Origin of the sequence: Mucilaginibacter dorajii, from assembly GCF_024808255.1 — a bacterium.
Lineage (GTDB): Bacteria > Bacteroidota > Bacteroidia > Sphingobacteriales > Sphingobacteriaceae > Mucilaginibacter > Mucilaginibacter dorajii.
The window spans coordinates 331434-345470 of record NZ_JANTYS010000004.1 but is presented as its reverse complement, the minus strand read 5'-3'; the positions used below and the strand labels follow the sequence as shown (position 1 = coordinate 345470).

At 41.5% G+C, this 14037-nt stretch carries 15 protein-coding genes; all 15 read right to left on the bottom strand.

Annotated elements, in window-relative coordinates:
• Window positions 1-2: 2 nt before the first annotated feature.
• The 15 genes from FHS10_RS07730 to FHS10_RS07660 all read right to left on the bottom strand — a co-directional run bounded on the left by FHS10_RS07730 (window position 3) and on the right by FHS10_RS07660 (window position 13975).
• On the bottom strand, window positions 3-800 hold the full coding sequence (locus FHS10_RS07730; RefSeq protein ID WP_259089126.1) for a hypothetical protein: 798 nt from the start codon (window positions 798-800) through the stop codon (window positions 3-5).
• Window positions 797-1105 (bottom strand): NADH-quinone oxidoreductase subunit NuoK, encoded by a 309-nt coding sequence (nuoK, locus tag FHS10_RS07725; protein ID WP_259089125.1) that lies wholly within the window; start codon window positions 1103-1105, stop codon window positions 797-799. The genes FHS10_RS07730 and nuoK overlap by 4 nt, the downstream gene beginning before the upstream one ends.
• Window positions 1102-1650, bottom strand: coding sequence for an NADH-quinone oxidoreductase subunit J family protein (locus tag FHS10_RS07720; RefSeq protein ID WP_259089124.1), 549 nt, complete (start codon window positions 1648-1650; stop codon window positions 1102-1104). The genes nuoK and FHS10_RS07720 overlap by 4 nt, the downstream gene beginning before the upstream one ends.
• Window positions 1647-2237: a 4Fe-4S dicluster domain-containing protein gene (locus tag FHS10_RS07715; RefSeq protein WP_259089123.1), complete on the bottom strand. Its 591-nt coding sequence runs from the start codon at window positions 2235-2237 to the stop codon at window positions 1647-1649. The genes FHS10_RS07720 and FHS10_RS07715 overlap by 4 nt, the downstream gene beginning before the upstream one ends.
• Before the next feature lie 329 nt (window positions 2238-2566).
• The gene (gene nuoH, locus FHS10_RS07710; protein WP_259089122.1) at window positions 2567-3637 is read right to left on the bottom strand and encodes an NADH-quinone oxidoreductase subunit NuoH; all 1071 of its coding nucleotides are present in this window, start codon (window positions 3635-3637) and stop codon (window positions 2567-2569) included.
• A 311-nt stretch (window positions 3638-3948) separates the two neighbouring features.
• The gene (murI, locus tag FHS10_RS07705; RefSeq protein WP_259089121.1) at window positions 3949-4791 is read right to left on the bottom strand and encodes a glutamate racemase; all 843 of its coding nucleotides are present in this window, start codon (window positions 4789-4791) and stop codon (window positions 3949-3951) included.
• A gap of 66 nt (window positions 4792-4857) precedes the next feature.
• Window positions 4858-5370 (bottom strand): OmpH/Skp family outer membrane protein, encoded by a 513-nt coding sequence (locus FHS10_RS07700; RefSeq protein WP_259089120.1) that lies wholly within the window; start codon window positions 5368-5370, stop codon window positions 4858-4860.
• A 55-nt stretch (window positions 5371-5425) separates the two neighbouring features.
• Complete coding sequence (locus FHS10_RS07695) at window positions 5426-5956, bottom strand: OmpH/Skp family outer membrane protein (protein ID WP_259089119.1); 531 nt, start codon at window positions 5954-5956, stop codon at window positions 5426-5428.
• A gap of 15 nt (window positions 5957-5971) precedes the next feature.
• A complete protein-coding gene (gene bamA / locus FHS10_RS07690; protein ID WP_259089118.1) occupies window positions 5972-8524 on the bottom strand; it encodes an outer membrane protein assembly factor BamA in 2553 nt (850 codons plus the stop codon).
• A 63-nt stretch (window positions 8525-8587) separates the two neighbouring features.
• On the bottom strand, window positions 8588-9328 hold the full coding sequence (uppS, locus tag FHS10_RS07685) for an undecaprenyl pyrophosphate synthase (protein WP_259089117.1): 741 nt from the start codon (window positions 9326-9328) through the stop codon (window positions 8588-8590).
• Window positions 9329-10092: 764 nt separating this feature from the next.
• Window positions 10093-10614 (bottom strand): ExbD/TolR family protein, encoded by a 522-nt coding sequence (locus FHS10_RS07680; protein WP_259089116.1) that lies wholly within the window; start codon window positions 10612-10614, stop codon window positions 10093-10095.
• A 129-nt stretch (window positions 10615-10743) separates the two neighbouring features.
• Complete coding sequence (gene porG / locus FHS10_RS07675) at window positions 10744-11532, bottom strand: type IX secretion system protein PorG (RefSeq protein ID WP_259089115.1); 789 nt, start codon at window positions 11530-11532, stop codon at window positions 10744-10746.
• 9 nt (window positions 11533-11541) lie between these two features.
• Window positions 11542-12423 (bottom strand): NAD kinase, encoded by an 882-nt coding sequence (locus FHS10_RS07670; protein WP_259089114.1) that lies wholly within the window; start codon window positions 12421-12423, stop codon window positions 11542-11544.
• 126 nt (window positions 12424-12549) lie between these two features.
• The gene (locus tag FHS10_RS07665) at window positions 12550-13212 is read right to left on the bottom strand and encodes a CBS domain-containing protein (protein ID WP_259089113.1); all 663 of its coding nucleotides are present in this window, start codon (window positions 13210-13212) and stop codon (window positions 12550-12552) included.
• A 1-nt stretch (window position 13213) separates the two neighbouring features.
• Window positions 13214-13975 carry an alpha/beta fold hydrolase gene (locus tag FHS10_RS07660; RefSeq protein WP_259089112.1) on the bottom strand — a complete coding sequence of 254 codons (762 nt, stop codon included), beginning with the start codon at window positions 13973-13975 and terminating at the stop codon, window positions 13214-13216.
• Window positions 13976-14037 lie beyond the last annotated feature (62 nt).

Genomic DNA, 14037 nt, shown 5'->3' with positions numbered 1-14037 from the left:
GTTTATTTCGTTGTGATAATTACTACCGCGGGTTTCCAGCCGGAGGCTACCTCATGTCCTTTTGAAAAAGACACTTTATGTATCTTGTTCTCATTTAGCTGAAAAAGACCTTTGATCCCTTCGTTTTTTGTTGGCGAATAAAGTGTTCCATCGATTAGGAATACCACCCTGCTGTCATCGTTGCTATTTGCATCAAGGAAAGCTTTGTATTCCTTAGAAAACCGACCCAATTTTTGTCGATATTGTTTTATCGCAAAAGGTTTGGTAATTACTGCCATCACATTCCCTTTTAAATTACTCAAAGCAGGATCCTGATTTTTATTGTTCTTTAAAATATCTATGCTTATGATATCACCCGGGTCTAATTCCTGCAGCTTCTTTTCTGTAGATACCTCACCGTTGATCACATACATATTGGCTTTGCCAGTTGAAGCTGATTGTGCAAATGAATGATCATATGGCTGTCCTCTATTCAAAGAATCGTTAGCCGTTAATTCCATATCAGCCAATTCGCCGGCATTTGTTTTTATAAAATAAACACCATTTGCTCCGCTTGCGCCAAATGTATTTTTAGCGTCATTAGGTTTTATTACGGAGAAAGATTTTATATCTGCCGGCTTAATACTGCTCAGTTTTCCCGTAAATACTTTACCGTCTACTTCAACGTAGGCTTTGCCTGCCGGGGTAGTCGCATCTTGTATGATCAGTTTCCCTCCCGAAATGTAAATGCTATCCCGCTGCTGGGCAATTGCGCCGAGGGAAATAAACAAGCCGATTATCGCAAGCAAAACCTTCATCATTGATCCTTTAAATTATTGATCTTGTCAGGATCGATGGTTTTATATTTTCGGTACACGTTTAGGATTATAGCGAGTGCTACTGCGGTTGTTGCTGCGGCCAGTACAATGGCAAACAGGGCGAAGATCTGCCCGCTGTTGTTTACCGCATCGTGCTTACCAAAGGCTACCAGGTTTAGTATGGCAGCGTTCAGGATCAGTTCGATGCCGATCAATATCTGGATGGCGTTGCGTTTGGAGATAATCATGTACAGGCCTATGCAAAACAGCGCCACGCTTACTACCAGGAAGTCGGTTAGTGTGATCATGCTTCAGCCTCCTTACGCGACAGGTGAGCCGCGCCTACCAATGCCATTAACAGTAAAACCGAGATAGCTTCAAAAGGCAGCAGGTAACGTGTCATTAAGTTAACACCTATATTATCAATAGTAGCCACATTGGGCGCTATGGTATTGTTATTGGCGATGGAATCTTTTACCCAGGGCAGGTTATCTGCATCGGCCTTAAGCACTACATTGATCATCACTATAAAAAACAAAGCAGCCAACAGTATCGCCGGTAATTTACCCAGACTAAAAAACTTGCCCTTTTGCTGCTGCATCACATCCAATGTCTCCTTCCCCGAGAGCATGAACGCGAACAGGATGAGCACCAGGATGCCGCCTACATAAATCACTACCTGCGTTACCGCTACAAAATCGGCCAGGCATAAAACGTACAGACCAGCCAGTGCAAACAGTGTTACAAAAAACACAAATATGCTGCGCACCAGGTTTTTGGTTGAGGCCGCGTATAGTGCCGAAGCAATGGCAATAAAACTCATGAAATAAAACAACAGGCGGATCAAACTCATGCGCCTCCCTCCTTTTGCTTCATGGCAGCCAGTTTAGCGGCTTGCTTTTCGGCTTGTTGCTTATCAAACAGGGCACGTTTTTCGGCAGCTACATCCGCTGGCATGTCAGAGAATTGGTAAACCAGGTCGCTCAGTTCAAACACGGTTTTATCGTACTGGTTGGTCATTACAATGCACTCGGTGGGGCACACAATGGTACACAGGCCGCAATACATGCATTTGGCCATATCAATATCAAACTTGGCGGCGTACAGGCGCTTGGTAGTACCATCGGATGTTTGGCCAATAGCCTCAGTAGCCTTAATAGCCTCAATGTCGATGCAGTTAACAGGGCAAACTTTGGCACACAGATCGCAAACTATGCAATCATCCATTTCCACATCCAGCTGGTACCGGCCAATCTCGGGCACAGGCAATTGCTGTTTAGGATATTGGATGGTATTGGTACCGCTCTCCAGCTGTTTAAAGTAATTGGTATCGCTCACAGTAACAATTTTCCTTGCCGAATTATTGGCAAACAAGTGCTTCACGGTAAGGCTTAAGCCTTTCCATGCCGTTTTAAAACCGTTGATTACTTTGTTGAACAAATCGTTGAAATTCTAAAAACTAAATTCTAAACTCTAAAAACTAAATCCCAAATAAACGTTATTTAATTAGAAGCCCTTCAGGTTGCTCCATCGGAGCAAAAGCTTTGTAGCCATATAAAAATTAAACTTTTGCGTGCCGTAGGTACGCTACACAGGTTTCGTACCTACGGCACGGAACGTTGTTTATTGTTATTGCTACAAAGCTTTATCCCCTACGGGGAACAAAATGCTTAACTAAATGGCATTTAACTCTAAATTCTAAAAAACTAAATTCTAAACTCTAAATCCTAAACTCGAAATCCGAAATCGAACATCCGAAATCCTCAAAATCACATGAGCCACAACCGCCATATGCCCGATATCAGCATGCATAAAAATGCCAGCGGGGTTAGTACTTTCCAGCAAAGGTTCATCAGCTGGTCTACCCGGAAACGGGGCAGCGTCCACCTGATCCACATCTGGATGGCTACCAGACCTAATGTTTTTAGGGCTACCCATAAAATGCCCCACCACATGTTGGTTGTCCAGATAGCTAAATGTACCGGGCCTATGTTTGGTAATGGGGTATTCCATGCCCCTAAAAACAGGATGACACCTATCATACTTACCAGGAACATCATCGAATACTCGGCCAAAAATACCAGCGCGAAACGGATGCCGGTAAACTCGGTATGGAAACCAGCTACCAATTCTGATTCTGCTTCGGGGATATCAAATGGTGCCCGGTTACTTTCGGCCAATGATGCTATAAAATAGATCACAAACGCAATGATGAGGTGTGGCGCCCGGAAAATGTTCCAACTGAAAAATCCTCCTGTTGTGGTTACATCCCAAAAACCGGCAAACTTTATTTTTTCGGTAGCCAATACACCTTGTTGCATGGCTATGGCCTGCAGATCGAGCGTTTGAGCTATCATCACTACGGATATAATGGCAAAACCGGCAGGAATCTCATAAGAGATAATCTGAGCGGCCGAGCGCATAGCGCCCAATATAGAATACTTGTTATTTGATCCCCAGCCTGCCATCAGGATGCCCAATGTTTCTATAGATATTATGGCGAAGATGTAGTAGATACCTAAATTTATTTTGGATGGAATAAGTCCCGGTCCCCAGGGTAAGGCGGCAAAGCCCATGTAAACAGCTATAAAGATAATAGCAGGTGCCAGCATAAACAGCCATTTATCAGCAGCAGCGGGAATGATGAGCTCCTTTTGGATCATTTTCATGATATCTGCCAGTGTTTGCAGCGAGCCGAATTTCCCTGTTTCTGTAGGACCAAGCCGATCTTGAATAAAGGCAGAGATCTTCCGCTCGGCATATACTCCTGCCAACGCAAAAAAGGCCGAAAAACTGAACAACCCTATAGCTACAATAAAATATGTGATATAATAATTCAAGCGCCTTTTTGCTAAAGCTGCAAACTTACTAAATGTTGGGTTATTTTAGACGACAAGTTTAGTATATATTAGTGGGTGGTTGATTGGGTGAGTGGTTGATTCAGTTTATTAAGTTAGATTGAGTTGACTATTGACAACTGAGAGTACAGATGATACACCCTGATACGGAGAGGTACAGGTTATTATTACAATTTAGTTGGACTCAGTTGATTGAGTTAGACCTGATTGATCAGCCTAAAAATTAACATATAACCCTAATCAACTCAATCTAACTCAATCAACTGAATCCAACTCAATCAACCACTCACTCACTAACAACCCACCAAATCATTAGCGGCCACATAAGTCGATTTCACTGGCTCTGAAAAAAACAACGAAGCGTGATGGTCGAAATCAGCAGTGTCATCTGTGGTTGTAAAAAACTGGTGGCTGCCTGCTTTGGTTAGCCGGGTTTCCATTTCGGGATGGCGGTGCAGGTAATCTACCAGGCTTTTGGCTACGATGTCGCCCTGCGAAACCACTTTCACATGTGCAGGCAAATTGGCTTCAATTTTTCCTTTGATGATGGGATAATGGGTGCAGGCCAGCAGGATGGTATCAATATCCGGCGATTGCGCCATCACCTGATCAAGGTATAGTTTTACAAAATATTCGGCTCCGGGCTGGTCATATTCGCCGTTTTCAATAAGCGGTACCCAAAGCGGGCAGGCTTGCTGATAAACCTGCACATCGGGGAAAAAGTTTTTGATCTCTAAAAGGTATGATCCGGATTGTACCGTTCCCTTGGTACCCAGCACACCGATGTGTTTGGTGTTGGTATAGTTGCCAACAATTTCGGCAGTGGGGCGTATTACGCCAAGTACACGTTTGGTTGGGTCGGCATTTTTAAGGTCCTGCTGTTGTATGGTACGCAGCGCCTTTGCCGAAGCCGTATTACAGGCCACAATCACCAGTGGGCAGCCTTGTGCAAAAAGCCACTGTACGCACTCCCAGGTATATTCATGAATGGTTTTAAAAGAGCGGTTGCCATAGGGCGCGCGGGCGTTATCGCCCAGGTATATATAATCGTAACCGGGCAGCTGCTCATAAATAGATTTAAAAACAGTGAGGCCGCCAAAGCCTGAATCAAAAATGCCTATAGGTTGATTGCTCATATACAAACATAAAAAAAGCGCCCCGTAAATACAGGGCGCTCTTTTATAAATGACGGTTAATTGATATTATTTTAAACCTAATTGTGCTTTTACAGCCGGCATCAAATCATCAGCATCTGGTGATACCAACAGGCTCACTTGTGATGAATCTAATACATAAGCGTAACCTTTTGCTTTAGCAACCGCTTGTACTGCTGCTGTAGCTTTGTCAAATAATGGCTTGCCTAATTCATTCTTTTTAGCTTCAACCTGTTGTTGAGCGTTAGTTTGATAATCAGCCATGCGTTTTTGAATATCCTGTAATTCGTTACCTTTTGCAGTACGTACCGCATCGGTCATAGTAGCCTGGTTTTTTTGAAAATCCTGGCCTTTAGTAGTGTACTCATTGTTCATGGTAGTAAGCATGTCAATGAATTGTTTTTGGTAAGCCTGAATCTGGGTTGAAACTGTTTTAGTTTCTGGCAATAAGTCAATCAGCTGGTTAAAATTAATATGACCAATTTTAGTTTGTGCATGGGCAAAGTTGCCGGCAAATATCATTCCTACTGCAACTAAAGCAACTTTAAATAGTTTTTTCATTTTTTCTTGTCCTGTGTTTAATTAGTTCTGTTCTTATTTTTATTTATTCAAAAGTTTACTTGGCCAATACGCCGGGCTTAAGCCCAAGCTTGGTGATCACATCGGCGCTTCTGTCAAACCTTGGGTTTGCATACAGCATGATCACTTCACTGTTTTTATCAAAGATCATGTCTATATCGTTACTCTCGGCAACAGCTTGTACAGCTTTAGACACCCTATCCTGAATTGGTTTAACCAACGCAGTACTTCTTTGTGAAAGCTCACCATCCGGTCCGAATTTCTGGCGCTGAAAATCCTTGGCGGCTTTCTCTTTATCTACAATTTCGGCCTCACGGCGTTTTTTCATATCGGGCGTCATCAATATCTGATCGGCCTGGTATGCTTTATATAAACGGTCAATCTCCTGAAAGCGACTGTCAACTTCTTTTTGCCACTGATCAGATAATGCTGCCAGCTGCTTTTGTGATGAGGCATACTCTGGCATGTGCTTTAGAATATATTCCGAATCAACATAAGCAAAACGTTGTGCATATGCTCCCGCAAATGCTGTAAACGTTAAAATGGCTATTAAAATTATCTTTTTCATATATCGCTGCGCAAATTAATTAAATCCGCCGGATAAACTCTGAGAAATTGTAAAATGGAACTGGCCTTTGTTTGCATCAGGTGCACCAGGTATTTTATCAAATCCGTAACCGTAATCTAATCCAAGCAAGCCAAATATAGGTAAAAATATCCTTGCTCCCACACCTACTGAACGCCTTACGTTAAACGGACTGAACTGGCTAAAATTGTTCCAAACGTTACCACCTTCGGCAAAGGTTAACAGGAATATCGTAGCCGACTGGCTGGCAATAACCGGGTGACGCAGTTCCAAAGTATATTTATTGTAGATGGTACTACCTGTGTTGGTGTTTTGGTTTTCGTTTGAACCTTCTGGCACAATAGAGAAGTTTTGGTAACCTCTTAAGCCGATGATCTCGCTACCTTGTAAAAACTGGTAACTCTGCATACCATCGCCACCCAATTTAAAGCGCTCAAACGGCGAAGGCCCAACCTCTTTATTATACATACCCAGGAAACCAAACCTCACCTGGCTCATCAACACAAATTTACCCACTATTTTGGTAAACCACTGTGCATCGTATTTGAATTTGTAATACTCCACAAAGTGGTAACGCTCCTGTGGGGTTGCTACTTTATAGTTCACATTGTTAAACAACGAGTATGGAGGTGTTGCCTGGATAGTCAATTTAATATTTGAACCCTGTGTAGGGAAAATAGGCATATCAATTGAGTTACGGGTTAACTCCTGGGTTAACTTAATGTTGAACGATGTACCATTGCTAAACAGGTAACCGGTATAGTTATCCAGGTTATAGTGGTCAAAGTTTAACGAGTAATTCAATTGGAAATAGTTATCCGGCCATCTTAATTTTTTACCCAAAGTAATACCCACACCGTTAATACGCAGGTTATTGTAGTAAGGGCTCGATTTTGGATAGTACTGACCGGTTGAGCTGCCTTGTGTATAGGCAGACAACGCAAAGTAAATTGGTTTTTTACCACCTAACCATGGCTCAGAAAAAGTGAACGAGAAGTTTTGATAAGTACGACCGCTTGACTGACCTCTTAAGCTTAGTTTCTGACCATCGCCTTTAGGCAGTGGCTTGTAGGCTTTAAGGTTAAATATATTTCTTAACGAGAAGTTGTTGAACGTAAGGCCCAGTGTACCCACCAGCTGCCCGCCACCAAAACCACCCGATAACTCAATCTGGTCTGACGGTTTTTCAACAACGTTATAAATAATATCTACTGTACCATCCTGGGGGTTGATGTTGGTTGGTTTAGGTTCGGTTTTTTGCTCATCAAAGTTACCTAACTGACCAATTTCACGCGCGCTGCGGATCAATAACTCCTTATTGAATTTTTGGCCTGGTTTGGTTTGAATTTCACGTAATACAACCTTATCGTTGGTTACATCGTTACCTTTTAAGCTTACACGGTTAATGGTATATTGCGGGCCTTCGTAAATGCGGATATCAAGGTCGACGGTATCTCCGTAAACCCTTGTTTGTACCGGATCGGCGTTGAAGGTTAAATAACCATCATTTAAGTAAAGCGATGAAACGTCGTCATTACTTGGTGTAGGGCCGCTTAACCTTTTATTTAATTCATCTTCGCTAAATACATCACCTTTTTTAATGTGCATGATCCTATCCAGTAATGCAGATGGGTATTTGGCGTTACCGCTGAATTTCACTTTACCGAAGTAATATTTAGGACCTTCGTAAACTTTAAGTTTTACATTAACCGTTTTATCATCATTTTTCCAAACAGAATCACTGATCAGTTCGGCATCACGATAACCTTTGGCCTGCATTTTTTCAACCAGGTTAACTTTATCTTCTTCGTATTTATCCTGTTTAAATTTCTTTGAACCAAAAACGTTATACCATCTTCTTTTACGTGTTTTGCTCAGGTAGCCACGCAAATCGCTTTGTGAGAATGCCTTGTTGCCTTCAAACGTAACGTTGTTGATCATCACCTTGGTTTTCTTATCAACCTTTACGTCCAATATCACGCTGTTGGCATCTCCCGGATCTTTACGCTGGGTCATGATAACGGTGGTATTTAAAAAGCCTTTTTCGTTAAAGTGCCTTTTAATAATGGCCGATGTGGTGCTTAGTAAGTTTTCGTTTACAATTTTACCTGTTTTATCGGTTAGCTTTTTTTGAATGTCTTCAATTTCGCCTTTGCGGATACCCGTGATGTGCATGCGTGATAAACGCGGACGTTCCACTACCACAATCTCCAGGTAAACGGTATCCAGGTTAATTTTGGTGATGTTTAGCTGTACATCATCAAACAGGCCTTGTTCGTATAATTTCTTTATTACCTCGGCATTACGTTCGCCGGGAATATTGATCCTATCGCCTTTGGTTAATTTAGATAACAATATTAAATTGTCTTTATCCAAATATTTTACCCCACTTACAGTAATACCACCAATAATATAATCGTGCGGATTAAGGTAACTTAAACTATCGGCCGGTATCTGTTTGGTGAGGGGTTGCCTTGGCGAATTGGAAATCTGGGCAAAGGCAGCAGTACCAAAAACAGAGAAAAGAATAGCAAAAAGAAATTTATACATTCGAATATTTTAGTGGGCTAAAATTAATTTATACAGTTGTTAAAATTTGTTAAAAGAAAAAATTTAGTTAACCTGCTCGCTGGTCTTACCAAAACGACGTTCGCGTTTTTGATAATCAAGTATCGCTTCGTACAAATCTTCCTTCCTGAAATCGGGCCATAGCTTGGTTGTAAAATACAATTCGGCATAGGCAATTTGCCATAATAAATAGTTACTTATCCGATATTCGCCGCCGGTTCTGATCAGTAATTCAGGGTCGGGCATATCATTAGTGAATAAATTGCGTTCAAATACGGCTTCATTAATATCTTCAATTTCCAGTTCTCCGCTTTTCACCTGTGCAGCAATATTTTTTGTTGCATGTAAAATTTCGCGCCTTGAACCATAACTTAAAGCCAGCGTGAGGATAACCCCGGTATTACCCTTGGTTTTTTCCATGGCCGAGTTAAGCTCTTTTAAACATTTGGGGGGCAGCAGGTCCAAATCGCCAATGGCATTAAGCTTAATGTTGTTTTTCATAAAGCCGGCAATTTCTTTATTAATGGTGCTTACCATAAGCTCCATTATAGCCATTACCTCAAATTTAGGCCTGTTCCAGTTTTCTGATGAAAAGGTATATAGTGTGATATATTTTACACCTACTTTATCGCATCCCTCCACAACATCCCTTACAGATGTTACCCCGTTATGATGACCAAATACTCTTAATTTGCCTTTTTCTTTTGCCCAGCGCCCATTGCCATCCATAATGATAGCTACATGCTTAGGCAATTTCAACAAATCAATCTGATCCAAATATTCCATATTGTTCAAATAAAAAGCCGGCTTTATGGCTTATATAAAAGACACGCCTGTTTTATACGTTTATCAATGCTATGTCTAATAAATATTTGTTTTTTAGACTAATCTGCGTTACCAATCAACCGGGCTTAAGCGTGTATAATTGCCAAATTCCCGGTTTTTTCAGGGTACAAAGGTAAAACTTACTTTGTATTTTTTTAGTATGCAACAACAAAAGAAAATCTTATTGTAAATAAAGCCTTTAAATGTCATCAAAAACCCATAAAACAATATTTTAAATTGCATTTTACTGAAATTTAAATAACTATAAAATAAAAAACCAGGCACTGATTACTCAAATGCCCGGCTTTAATCAGGGTGATAAGGGTGGTTAATTTGTTAGTAAACGCCTTTTTAGAAATAAATAAAAAGATCGTCATTATAAGTTTTAAATCCGACGGACTGCGAAGGTGGGCATGACGTAGATTGCATGGCGAAGAAGACTCACCCGCCAGCGCTACGCGCGGCACCCTCTCTCCGGCTTCGCCGGAAAGAGGGGTCTGAATAGTATTGATTGTTGTTCAATAATTTAAGAGAAAAAGCGTTCAAACCCCTCTTTCCGCAAAGCGAAGAGAGGGTGGCCAGCGAAGCGTAGCCGGGTGAGTCTTCTGCGCCCGGTTTACGTCATGATTTCGTTCCGAGTCTGCAGATCTTGATACTCTCAATGACGGCTGTATATGTACTCATGAAGGATATAAAAATATTTTGAAAGAAATTTATACCGGCTGTTAGTAAACGCCTTTTTGCTTCAAAGCATCAATATCGGGCTGTGCTATATCAACAATAGAAAATATTTGAGTTTGGGTAATATTAAGCTCATCAAGCGTGCTCACCAGGCTGCTGTATTTAGAGTGATCGCTCGGCTTTACCAGTACAATCATGTTTTTACCATATTTTGCCCTGATCATTTTACCGGTTTCAATTAATGTTTGCCGTAAACCGGTACTATTAAAGTTGGTAAGTGTGGGGGCTATAATTGGTTTGGCCAGTTCGCCCAGGTAATACATTACCTGGTTATTTTTGCCCAGGCAAATGGTTAGGCTACGGCTCGCCGGAACAGCCTCATCACCCTCATTTACGGGCATAGCCAGATCCATTGCTTTGGTTTTTTGAAGCGTAGTGGTTAAAATAAAAAAGGTGATAAGCAGGAAAGCCAGATCGACCATTGCAGTAAGATCGACACGTACATTCATTTTTTTGCGACCATGCGCTGCGCCTGAGCGTGGGGTTGAAGATGCTAATTCGGCCATGACTTTATAGATTTAAGGTTAATTGCTAAATACAGTATTAAATACTGATTATTTACAAATAACGAACTATAAAATCAATTATTACATATTTTACAAAATAAAATTTTATTTTATATGTTTTGTCGAAATTTAATTCTGAAAATAACAACGTTGGATTACAAACGTGTAGGATATGGTAAAGTTGAGCAGAAAATACGTATCCCGGGGCTTAAAATCGCCGCGCTGTGTGCCGGTTGTACCAATGTACACCCCGGTTTTCTCGCCAGACCGGTCTGACAAAGCCCTTGCGACACCTGTTAATTTACTTTTATCGGCATAGGTACCGCTTACATCATCAAGATAATCGGTAAAAGTATAGCGATAGCCAATATCGGCCCCAAGGTTGAATTTACCGCCGATGTTATACTTGATTCCCACGCCGTATGGAATAACTACGGTATTGTCGCCATATTGTGCCTTTTGACCTTCTGTTTTTAACTCCCTTAAGTTTACACCCTGCCCGTTATACATTGCGCGCGGCGCGTAGGCCGCTACACCAATACCGGCATATATAAAAGGGGTAAACTTGTTAGGCCCGGCATCTGGAATATACTTCAGAAAATTAAACTCGCCTATGGCAGTCAACTCCTTTACCCCATCGGTAAAACTCAAATTACGATCACGGAACTGCTGACTGGATGAAGTGCTATCCGCCGCCGCAAACCGGGCGTAGCTAAAAGTTATCCTTGCCGATAAATAACCATCGAAATTACGTTTAACAAATAAGCCGGCAGATGGGCCGCTTATTTTTACGGGGTTATTAGGGTTTAAGTCGCCAATGTAACCCGCGCCACCCAATGAGCCTCCTACCTCCCAGGTTTGGGCCTGTAGTTGGTAGGTTGCAAGTAAAAAAAACATACAAAGTACAAATTTTGGCATCCAGCAAATTTAGTAGTTACGGGCATCCAGTCCCCATAATAGTTTGTTTCTTAACGTGGTTAAGTAACTTTCATTATTCAGGCGGATTAAATTTAATTGAAAACCCGCCTTTTGTACATGAAATTTAATGGTTTCGTCCATAACGGCCATCCGCGAATCGCAGGATACCAGGTATTTGGAGCTGCGGGTTTCTACCTCAAAACACAGTTTGCTGTTATCGGGCAAAATAATAGGCCTTACGTTAAGGTTATGCGGCGATACAGGGGTAACAACTATACTGTTTGATTGCGGGAAGATGATCGGTCCGCCGCAGCTTAACGAATACGCTGTTGAGCCGGTTGAGGTTGATATGATCAATCCATCGCCCCAATAGGAGTTTAAAAACTCGTCGTTTAAAAACACATGGGTGATAATCATGGCCGCGTCGTCGCGCTTATGAATGGTAATATCATTAAGGGCGAAGTTATCGTTACCAAAAATATCGGCCTTTGAATCTATCTTCAGCAACTCACGGCAATCAAGCGTGAACTCTTTATTTACTACCGCGTGAATAGCGGCGTTGATATCGCTTTTATTTACACTGGCTAAAAAACCAAGGCGACCAAAATTGATCCCTATTACCGGGATACCCGAATCGCGGATAACGGTAACCATATCTAACAGGGTGCCATCGCCGCCAAGGGTTATAAATACATCTATAAAACCTTTTAATGAATCGGTAGTACGCAGCAGTTTGTATTGTACACCGGTAATTTTATCCTGAAGATAATCATGTAACTGCTGGTGCACATAGATATCAACATTATGGTGGGCCAGGTTATCAAACACCTGCTGAATATACGGTAATACCGATGGTTCATTAAATGGCCGGCCGTAAATTGCTATTTTCATGCTTTACATTTTGGGTGGTTAATTGTTCATGGTTCATAGATAATGGTTCATGGCTTTCTTATCGATGACAATCATGCTATGATCTACTTGCTGGCCATGAACTATGATCCATTAACCATGAACTAACTAAAGATTAAGGTAATTCATGAGTGAATCGTAGCGGTCTTTGGCGTTATCGTTATGATCGGTATGGTTAAAGGTTGCTTTAATATCATACTCATAACGCAGGAATGTGGCTATGATGGTTGAAATATCCTGTTTATTAACTTTAAGGGTTACTTCCATGCGGGTTGAATCGGGGAAGGTTTGTACGTAGGAGCTCAGGATCTGCGCGTTATCAGATTCAACAATTTGGGCCATATGCGCCAGCGAATTGTTTTTGTTATTGATCTCTAACACAATAATGCCACCCGGCTGCGAAACCGAGGTAATCTGCGCAAAATAATCTGTAATAGCATTTATAGTGATAACACCCAAGTAGTTTTGTTTAACATCCAAAACCGGCACCACAGTGAGCTTACGTTCATGAAACAGGCGGATAACATCATAAACATGCTGATCCTCGCGCACATACGGGTTTACCAGCGATAAGGCCAATGCGCCAACGGGCGTTTGGTTATCGCTTTCGCCCTGCATATCATCATCAGATATTAACCCTAAAAATTGATCTTCGTTTACAATTGGCAAATGGCGGACACGAAACTCCACCATACGCTCATACACCTTCTGTATGGTATCAGAGGTATGCGCCGGGGGTATCGCATCAGCTATCAGTTCAATTGCAATCATGTTATGCTTTTATTTTGTTTAAAAACGCGCTCAACAGTACATTAAACTCTTCGGGCCGCTCCATCATTGGGGCGTGGCCGCATTTATCAATCCAGTGCAACTCGGAGTTTGGTAACTCTTCATTAAACTCTACTGCCACTTCTGGTGGCGTAATTTTATCATCTTTACCCCATATTAAACAAACCGGTAAGGTCATTTTATGGAGATCTTTTTTCATGTTATGACGGATGGCCGATTTTGCCATAGCCAGCAGCCTGAGCACGCTATGCCTGTCATTAATCAGTTTATGAATATCGTTAACCATTTCATCTGTTGCAATGGCCGGATCATAAAATGTATACTGCACTTTCTCGCGAACAAAATCGATACTTTCGCGGCGCGGAAATGAGCCACCAAAGGCATTTTCATATAAACCCGAACTGCCTGTAAGCACCATCGCCTTAATATTTTCGGGATGGGCCAACACGTAAACCAGGGCAACATGACCACCAAGCGAGTTACCTAACATGGTAATATTGCTTAGCTGCTTAAACTTTATAAACTTATGCACAAATTTTGACAGGCTTTTAACACCTGTTGTTATCAGCGGCATATCATAAATAGGCAATATAGGTATTATTACACGGTATTTTGATTTAAACTCATCAATTACACCGTCCCAATTGCTTAACGCCCCCATCAAACCGTGCAGTAGTAACAGCACCTCTCCTTCGCCCTCATCGATGTAACTAAAACCGTGTTCCTCTTTAAGCACGAAATCCATATAAATATTCAGTATTAATTTTCAATTAACTATACCAAAACCCGTTTTAGTATAAAAATGTG

Bases quoted from the DNA above. Each gene is read 5' to 3' on its own strand.
- uppS (WP_259089117.1), bottom strand. From the start codon at position 9,328: ATGGAATATTTGGATCAGATTGATTTGTTGAAATTGCCTAAGCATGTA.
- FHS10_RS07730 (WP_259089126.1), bottom strand. From the start codon at position 800: ATGATGAAGGTTTTGCTTGCGATAATCGGCTTGTTTATTTCCCTCGGC.
- FHS10_RS07665 (WP_259089113.1), bottom strand. From the start codon at position 13,212: ATGATTGCAATTGAACTGATAGCTGATGCGATACCCCCGGCGCATACC.
- FHS10_RS07660 (WP_259089112.1), bottom strand. From the start codon at position 13,975: ATGGATTTCGTGCTTAAAGAGGAACACGGTTTTAGTTACATCGATGAG.
- porG (WP_259089115.1), bottom strand. From the start codon at position 11,532: ATGCCAAAATTTGTACTTTGTATGTTTTTTTTACTTGCAACCTACCAA.
- nuoK (WP_259089125.1), bottom strand. From the start codon at position 1,105: ATGATCACACTAACCGACTTCCTGGTAGTAAGCGTGGCGCTGTTTTGC.
- murI (WP_259089121.1), bottom strand. From the start codon at position 4,791: ATGAGCAATCAACCTATAGGCATTTTTGATTCAGGCTTTGGCGGCCTC.
- FHS10_RS07680 (WP_259089116.1), bottom strand. From the start codon at position 10,614: ATGGCCGAATTAGCATCTTCAACCCCACGCTCAGGCGCAGCGCATGGT.
- FHS10_RS07720 (WP_259089124.1), bottom strand. From the start codon at position 1,650: ATGAGTTTGATCCGCCTGTTGTTTTATTTCATGAGTTTTATTGCCATT.
- FHS10_RS07695 (WP_259089119.1), bottom strand. From the start codon at position 5,956: ATGAAAAAGATAATTTTAATAGCCATTTTAACGTTTACAGCATTTGCG.
- bamA (WP_259089118.1), bottom strand. From the start codon at position 8,524: ATGTATAAATTTCTTTTTGCTATTCTTTTCTCTGTTTTTGGTACTGCT.
- FHS10_RS07700 (WP_259089120.1), bottom strand. From the start codon at position 5,370: ATGAAAAAACTATTTAAAGTTGCTTTAGTTGCAGTAGGAATGATATTT.
- FHS10_RS07670 (WP_259089114.1), bottom strand. From the start codon at position 12,423: ATGAAAATAGCAATTTACGGCCGGCCATTTAATGAACCATCGGTATTA.